Origin of the sequence: Candidatus Didemnitutus sp. (assembly GCA_019634575.1) — a bacterium.
In the GTDB taxonomy this organism is placed as follows: Bacteria; Verrucomicrobiota; Verrucomicrobiia; order Opitutales; family Opitutaceae; genus Didemnitutus.
This window is the reverse complement of the sequence record JAHCAY010000003.1, coordinates 1-8,928: the sequence shown is the minus strand read 5'-3', so window position 1 is coordinate 8,928 and position 8,928 is coordinate 1. Positions and strand designations below refer to the sequence as shown.

Here is an 8,928-nt window from a genome sequence, read left to right as displayed (position 1 = left end):
CTACTTAGTGATGCTTTAGCCCAATGCTCAGCTTATCGGTCACTACAATAGGCTGCTCGCCAATCAGGCGAGCACACCCGGCGTGTGCATCGGTCCGGTAACCTCGACGAATTCGGCCGTGTGCCTAGCTTGATCGTGAGAAATGGTAGCCATCCAACGGCACCGACGCGCGGCGATGCAAATCGAAGCCCAATATGCGTTGCCGGACTAAATCGGAGTTCGTGCAGGGGAGCATTGCCGACAAAACATGCGCTGCGTTCAAGCGCAGCCCTTGTATGCCACGGGAAACGCAGCAGGAAGGGGCTTTGCGGAGTGAGTATCGGCCATTGGCTAGGCGCGCCAAACAGTAGGACTGCTCGTTAAGATTAGGATTCGTTGGGGGATTTCACTTGAATCTTTCTGGCTGATTGAATCTCTAGCGCCCCTCCACGGGGCAAGGGCCGCCCTTTCACGGAGCATTTCCTTATGAAAAGTGCTTTGGCCCTGTATCTCGGTCTTTCCCTGTCGGCGCCGGTTTTCGGTCAGATTGCCCAAGTGCGGCATGCGCCATCGCTGAACGGCACCGTCGAAGGCTCTGTGCAGCAGATGCTCCCGGAGGCGGTGACTTTGAACGGCGGAGCCAAGGTCACTCTCGATCTCCTCGTGCCCGGCGCGCCGTCCGTGCGACTCAACGGTCAACCTAGCTACGGCGGCACGCTCGATGGCACCGGCGCGGCGACGCCGACGAATTACCAGATCACGCTCAACGGCAACGCCACGCTTCGCCACGTCGTTCGGCGCACCAACGCCGTCACGCTCCCCTCAGTGGCTGCGGTGCCTGCTCCGAGTGGCACGACATCGGTCACCGTCAACTCCTCCGGCACGAGCATCAACTGGAGCGGCCTGCGCAATCTCACCCTGAATGGCGGGGTGGGGCAGTTCACCGTCCCTGCCGGCACCTACGGCGACTTCACCGCGAATGGCAGCGGCGGCTTCACGCTCGGCATCGCTGGGGCCACGACGCCGTCGATCTATAACTTTCAACATCTGAACCTCAACGGCAGCACCCGATTCGACGTTGTCGGTCCGGTCATCGTCAATCTCGCGAACGGATTTTCCGCCAACGGCAATCTCGGGGCCGCCGGCCAGCCCGGGTGGCTGACGATGAACATCGCGTCCGGCGGACTGACCTTGAACGGCGGCGTGAATTTTCACGGCAACGTCCTCGCACCAAACGGCACCGTGCTCGTCAATGGCAATAGCGTGCTGGTCGGCGGAGTCATTTGCGATCGTCTCACGGTCAACGGGGGCGGCGTGCTGCGTCTCCAGTCGACGCAGACTCCGAACGAGCCGCCGACCGTTGCGATTTCCTCGCCAGCAGCGGGCGCATCGTTCGATGCTCCGGCGTCTTTCGTCCTGAGTGCGATCGCTTCGGATGCCGACGGCACGATCACGAAGGTGGAATTCTTCCAAGACGCCGTGAAAATCGGGGAGGATCTGGCGGCGCCGTTCGCGGTCAACGTTTCCCATCTCGGTGCCGGCAGCTATTCCTTTTCCGCGCGCGCGACCGACAATGCAGGCGCGTCAGTCAGCTCCGCTTCGGTCGCCATCACCGTCGCGACACCGAATGTCCCGCCAACCGTTGCGCTGACCAGTCCCGTCGAAGGGAGCACGTTCGCGGCGCCCGCGGCGATCACGCTTAACGCGACCGCCGCTGACAGCGACGGCACGGTGGCGAAGGTGGAGTTTTTCCAGGATGGAGCGAAGATCGGCGAGAGCACCGCGGCGCCTTTCAGCGCACTCAGTCCGACACTGGCGGTCGGCAACTACGTCTTCACCGCGGCGGCCACGGACAATAACGGTGCCACCACCACCTCGGCGCCGGTCGCCGTCACGGTCATCCCTGCCAACGTTGCGCCGGTCGTCGCACTGATCTCTCCGGCGGATGGCAGCACCTTCGATGTGCCGGGAGCGTTCACCCTCCAGGCGTCCGCGTCGGACAGCGACGGCAGCGTGGTGAAGGTGGAATTCTTCCGTGACGCCACGAAGATCGGCGAGGCGCTCGCGGCGCCCTATGCGCTCGCGCTCAGCGGTCTCCCCGCGGGCACCTACAACTTCCTTGCGCGGGCGACCGACGATCGCGGATCGGCCACGGACTCAGTGGGCATTACGGTGACGGTCGCGCTCATCAATGACGCGCCGACGGCTACGCCGCAGTCCGTGGTCACGCCGGAGGATACGCCGATCGCGGTGACTCTCGCCGGCGTCGACCCGGAGAGCGACCCGCTGACGTTCGCGGTCACGGTGCCTCCGCAGCACGGCACGTTGGGCGGCGTGGCGCCCAACCTCACTTACACGCCGGCACCCGACTATGCGGGGCCGGATTCCTTCGCGTTCACGGTTTCCGATGGGGCGCTCACTTCGGCTCCCGCCACGATTTCGCTCACGGTTGACCCCGTGAACGACCGTCCCGTGGCGACGCCAAGGGACATCACGCTGGCCGAGGACACATCGGCTGCGGTGGTGCTCGCCGGAGCCGACGCGGAAGGCTCACCGCTTTCGTTTATCGTTCAGACGCAGCCGCAGCACGGCACGCTCACCGGTTCGGCCCCGAATCTCACTTACACGCCCGCGTCGAACTACTTCGGCACGGACGCGTTTACCTACGCGGTTTCCGATGGATCACTCACATCGGTTTCGGCGACGGTCACCCTGCACGTGGATCCGGTCAACGACGCGCCTGTGGCGCAGTCCGCGAGCTACACCTTGCATGCAGGGGCGCCGCTGCCGCTCGTTCTGTCCGGCACCGATGTGGACGGCGACGCCCTCGCGTTTGGCGTCACGCATCTGCCGCAACACGGCACGCTTTCCGGCACCGCTCCGAATCTCGTCTACACCCCGACTGCGGGCTACGCGGGACCCGACAGCTTCGGATTCACCGTGGCGGACCTCGGCACGACGTCGGCTGAAGCCACAATTTCGCTGACGGTCGCGAACAACGCTCCGGTTGCGCAAGGCCAGACCATCCTCGCCAGCGAAGACACCCCGAAGCCCCTCGTGCTGACCGCGCAGGATGCGGACGGAGATGCGCTGACCTACGAAATCACTGTGCCACCGGTGCACGGCACGCTCAGCGGCACGGCTCCGAATCTCACCTACACGCCGGCGCCCGATTACCACGGCGCGGACGAGTTCGCGTTTCGCGCGAGCGACGGCGTGGCCGCCTCGCCCGAAGCACTGGTGGCGATCACGGTCGAGTCGTTGAACGACGCACCGATTGCCTTGTCGTTTTCGCGCACCGTGAGCGAAGGCCACGACGTCGACGCAACGCTCGTGGCGAGCGACGCCGACAACGATCCGCTCACCTACACGGTCTTGAGCCAGCCGGCACACGGCACGCTCACGGGCACCCCGCCTGCATTGAGCTATCGTCCGAACGACAATTTCGGGGGCACCGATTCGTTCACCTACAAGGCCAACGACGGCACGGCCGACTCGAACGTCGCGACGGTCACGTTCGAGGTGACCGATCTCAATCAGCCGCCGACCGCGGACGCGCAAAGCGTCACGACGCCCGAGGACAGCCCGAAGGCGATCGTGCTCACGGGCAGCGATCCCGACAACGACGCGCTCAGCTACGCGGTCACGCAGCCACCGTCGCACGGCACGCTCAGCGGCACGGCACCGGACCTGATCTACACGCCGCACGACAATTTCAACGGAAACGACAGTTTCCGTTTCACGGTCTCCGACGGCACCCAGACGTCCGCTCCCGCGGTGGTCTCGATTCACGTCGATCCGGTGAACGACGCTCCGATCGCCGCTCCCGCCGAGGTGGCGGTCGTGGAGGACACGCCCACGGAATTCGATCTGATCGCGGGCGATCCCGATGGCGACGCGCTCACCTACGCGATCATGACACCGCCAGCCCACGGCACCGTGTCCGGTTCGCTCACTGGGCCCGATCCTCGTCTCACCTATACGCCGGCCCCCAATTTTCACGGCAGCGACTCGCTCCTCTTCAAGGTCTCCGATGGCACGCTGGAGTCGGTTCCGGCCGAGATCCGGTTCGTGATCTCGCCGGTCAACGATGCCCCAAGCGGCGCCAACTTCACTGTTTCCGCGGTGGAAGACACGCCGGTTGCTTTTTCGCTGATCGGAACCGACGTCGACAGCGATGCCGTCACGTTCCAACTAACCACCGCGCCGGCACACGGGACGCTCGCACCAGCGCCTGGCGGCTACGTCTACACCCCCGCGCCGAATTTCAACGGTCCCGACTCGTTCACCTACCGCGTCAGTGACGGCACGCTGCAAAGCGATCCTTACACCGTCACGCTGGAAGTCGCGGCAGTGAACGACGCCCCGGTCGCCACCTCGGCCACTGCCAGCACGCTGGAGGATGTCGGCGTGGCAATCACGCTCACCGGCTCCGATGTCGAAACCGACCCGCTCGGCTTTCGCATCGTCGTGCATCCAGCGCACGGCTTGCTGACCGGCTCCGGTGCCAACTGGCTCTACACTCCGGCGCCGAACTACAACGGTCCCGATGAATTCGCCTTCGTGGCCAACGACGGCCAACTGGACTCGGCTTCCGCGACGGTGACTCTCAACGTCGTCCCGGTGAACGACGCTCCGGTGGCGCTGGCGCAATCGGTCGTCACTCCCGAGGATACCGCCGCCGCGATCGCACTGGGTGGCAGCGACGTCGATGGGGACGCGTTGACGTATGTCGTGACGACCCCGCCGCAACACGGCGTGCTCAGCGGCACCGGTCGGGACCTCGTCTACACTCCGACGATGAACTACAACGGGCCTGATGCGTTCGCGTTCACGGTCTCGGATGGGGCGCTCACCTCCGCACCGGCGTCCGTGACGCTTGACGTCACGCCAGTGAACGATCCGCCGGTCGCCAGCGCCGCCGCCATCACGACCGACGAGGATGTTCCGGTCGCGCTCGCCCTGTCGGCGACAGATGTCGACGGAGATGCCCTGACGTTTTCTGTCGCGACGCCACCGGCCCACGGTGCGTTGAGCGGCACGGCGCCGAATCTCACCTACACGCCGGCGGCCAACTACCATGGCACGGACTCGTTCACGTTCACGGCGCACGACGGCACGGTCGCATCGAGCCCGGCCACGGTGGCGTTGACGATCAACAGCGTGAACGACGCGCCGACGGCCGACTCCCAATCGCTCACCACCGCCGAAGACACCGCGGTGTCAATCGCCCTCACCGGCGCCGACGTGGATGGCGACGCCCTCACGTTCGTGGTCACTCAACCGCCGGTGCACGGCGCGTTGAGTGGCGCGGCGCCGAACCTCACCTACACGCCCGCGCCCAACTACAACGGCTCCGACGTGTTCCGCTTCGTCGCGTCGGACGGTTCGCTGACGTCGCCGGAAACGGCGGTCACGCTGGCCGTAACTCCCGTCAACGATGCTCCCGTCGCCACGCCCGCGACCTACGCCACCACGACCGGTCAACCGCTCAGCGTCACGCTCGCCGGCACCGATGTCGATGGTGATTCGCTCAGCTACACGGTGGTAACGCAGCCGACGCGCGGCACCTTGACCGGCACGCCGCCGAACCTCGTCTACACGTCCGCTCCCGATTTCGGCGGGTTCGACTCGTTCACGTTCCGCGTCAGCGACGGCGCACTCAACTCCGCCCCGGCCACCGTGCAACTCACCGCCGGCCTTCCGCCGCGTTCGCGGACCTACACGACCACCGCTGATTTCGCGGAGGGCACGCTCTTCTCGCTCTCAACCGAGACGGCCGACGAGCTGACGAACAAAGTCGTCCTCTCTTCCTTCGATGCTGTCTGGGTCGCCAACTCCCAGAAGGGCACTGTCGTGAAAATCGATCCCGACACCGGCCGCGTGCTCGGCGAATTTCTCAGCAAGCCCAGCGTCGCCGCCAACACGCCGTATCCATCGCGCATTGCTGTCGACTCGAAGGGCAACGTCTGGGTCGCCAACTACAGCGACAATTCCCTGATCAAGATTGGCATCCCGGAGAACGGCTACTGGGTCGATCGCAACGGCAACGGTCGCGTCGACACCTCCGGCGCGCTCGGCGACGTGCTCGCGTGGGATGCCGACAACCTCGCCGCTGCCACTGACGAGGCGATCCTCCTCTACGTCCGCACCGACGTGCCCGGCGTGCGCCATCTCTCCGTCGACGCCGATGACAACGTCTGGGTCGGAGGTGCCGGCGGCAGCTGGCAACGTTTCGACGGCAATACCGGCGCGCTCCTGCGTTCCGAACCGGCGATCGGCATGGGAGGGCAGGGCGGTTTCATCGCCGCCGACGGTAAGCTCTACTCTGCTGGCTCGCAGTTCCTCATTTGGCAGACCGACGACCCGATCGATGCCCTGCCGCAGTCCAATTCCGTTCGCGATGGTGCCTGGGCCTCCGCTCTCGATAGCAAGGGCAACCTGTGGGTCACCAAGGACTGGACGAGCACCATCATAAAATACGCCCCCGACGGCACGAAGCTCGGCGAATTCTACCACGGCGAGCCGTGGGCGATGGGCATCGCCATCGACGCCAACGATCACATCTGGGTCGCCCACTCGCACTGCGGCCACTCCGTCGGCCATCTGCTCAGCGATGGCACGCTCATTGGCAACGTCGAGGTGGCCAATCACGGCCCGGTCGAGGTTTCGATCGACCGTCGCGGCCGCATCTGGGTCGTCAGCTCCACCGGCGTCGTCGAACGTATTAATCCCCTCGGCGGCGCGCTCGGCTCTGACGGACAGACCCCCATCGGTGAGGTCGACACGACTACCGGTAATCTCGGCGGCGCGCTCTGGACCTACGGCCGCTTCACCGGCAGCAGCACCGCGCTCGCTTCGCCTGAAGGCCGCTGGACCATCGTGCACGACGGCCAGCTTTCCGGGACCACCTGGGGCCCGGTCGTGTGGGACGCGCAGCTCTGCAACGACGGCAATGTTGCCGTCGAAGCCGCGCTCAGCGCCGATGGAGTCACCTTCGGCGCCTGGCAGACCCTCAGCTACGCCAACCCCACGCCGTCCGGTGCCGGCCGTTACCTAAAGCTTCGTTCTCGCCTCGTCTCTGCCAGCACCGGCGAGCCCCCTGTGCTTTACTCGGTCACCGTCGGCACTGCCGGCTACGCCGCGCCGACCATCGCACCGTCGTGGACCGTCAGCGCTGGCGCCGACATCGAGGGCAACTGGCCCGATTCGATCCAACTCAAGGGCGCATTCTGCCACTCCGCCCACGACTTCCCGACCGCGCCGACCTACGCGTGGTCCGTCGTTAGCGGCCCAGCTGCGGTCACGTTCGACAATCCCGCTTCGCCGCGCGCCAAGGCGCAGTTCGGCGGCATCGGCACCTACGTGCTCCGTCTCACCGCGACGCTCGACGGCGTCATACGCACCGACGACCTCACGATCTCGCTCACGCCCTACAATCGCCCGCCCTATGTCAACGCCGGCTACACCACCTTCCGCGCCGATCTGCCGCCGCAACTCTGGCTGTGGGGCACCGTGCGCGATGACGGCCTACCGAACGGCGCGCCTGTCACCTCGACGTGGAGCAAGCTCTTCGGCCCCGGCACCGTCGCCTTCGCCAATGCCTCTGCGCCGTCCACCACCGCGACGTTCTCCGCTCCGGGAGTCTACGTCTTAAGCCTCTCCGCAAGCGACACCGCGCTCACCTCCACCGACGTGACCACCGTCTGGCTCGGCTACTCCTGCATTCCTGTGGCCCCCGACGGCATCGTTTCCTGGTGGCAGGCCTCCGCCAACGGCGACGATCACGTCGGCGGCAACCAGGCGTTCACCGAGCGCGGCACCAATTACGCCGAAGGCAAGATCGGCGGCGCATTCCGCTTCGACGCCGTGAACGACCGTGTCCGTGTTTTTGCCGCTCCCACACTCGATGTCGGTGCCGGCGACACCGCCGGCTTCGCGCTCGAATTATGGGTGAACCCGAGCGCCGCGCGCACCGCCACGATCTTCGAGTATTCCTCCGGCGCGATACGCGGCTTCAATCTCCGCCAGATCGGCAACCGCCTCGAGGCAGATTTCCGCGAGACAAACAACACCTCGCACATCCTCGGCGTCGACGGCGTGCTACCCACCAGCACCTGGACGCACGTCGCCGCCACCTATGACCGCGTCTCAGGCGAGGCTCGTCTCTACGTCAATGGTTCCATTCGTGTCACGCAGGCGATCGGCTCCTTCACGCTCCGCACCAACCTCGACGTGAACTTCGGCGGCCAGACCGCGAACGCCGAGTCCTTTGGCGGATTGCTCGACGAAATCTCCGTCTACAAGCGCGCCATCTACGCCGACGAGGTGAACGCCATCTACGCGCACCCCGCCGGCAAACGCCCCCCTGTCGCCAACGTTGCCCCTATTGTCGACGCCGGTCCCACGCTCTACAATCGCACCGCCAACACCGTCGTCGCGCTCAACGGCTCCGTCACCGACGACGGCCAGCCGGTCGACGGCGTCCTCACGTCGAAGTGGACCAAACTCTCCGGGCCCGGAGGCGTCGCCTTCGCCAACGATACTTCGCCTCAGACCACCGCCACCTTCTCGGAGGGCGGCATCTACCTCCTGCAACTCGAAGCCGATGACGGCGGCTTTTGCTCGAAGGCCACGGTCGAGGTCCGCGTCGACGCGCTCTACAAGGTCGAGCCAGACCCCGCCACCGTCGCGGCGTGGTGGCCCTTCAACAAGAACGACGTCGACGTCGTGAACGGCCTCAAGATGGAGTTGTTCAACGGCGCCGCGCTGATCGGCGATGGCCGCGTCTCGCGCGCGGTGCAATTCGACGGCACCGACGACTTCGGTCGCGTGCGGGCTGTGCCTCAGCATAACCTTGGTGCGTCGGTCGCCGGCTTCACGGTGGAATTCTGGGCGCGACCGACGCAGTTGAAGGACACCGGACTGGTGATGTGGCGCAACGATGCC

1 protein-coding gene is annotated in these 8,928 nt (G+C 65.6%); it reads left to right on the top strand.

Annotation, left to right across the window (positions count from 1 at the left end):
- Window positions 1-465: 465 nt before the first annotated feature.
- On the top strand, window positions 466-8,928 hold an 8,463-nt coding region (locus KF715_18710), incomplete at its 3' end, for a tandem-95 repeat protein (GenBank protein MBX3738731.1).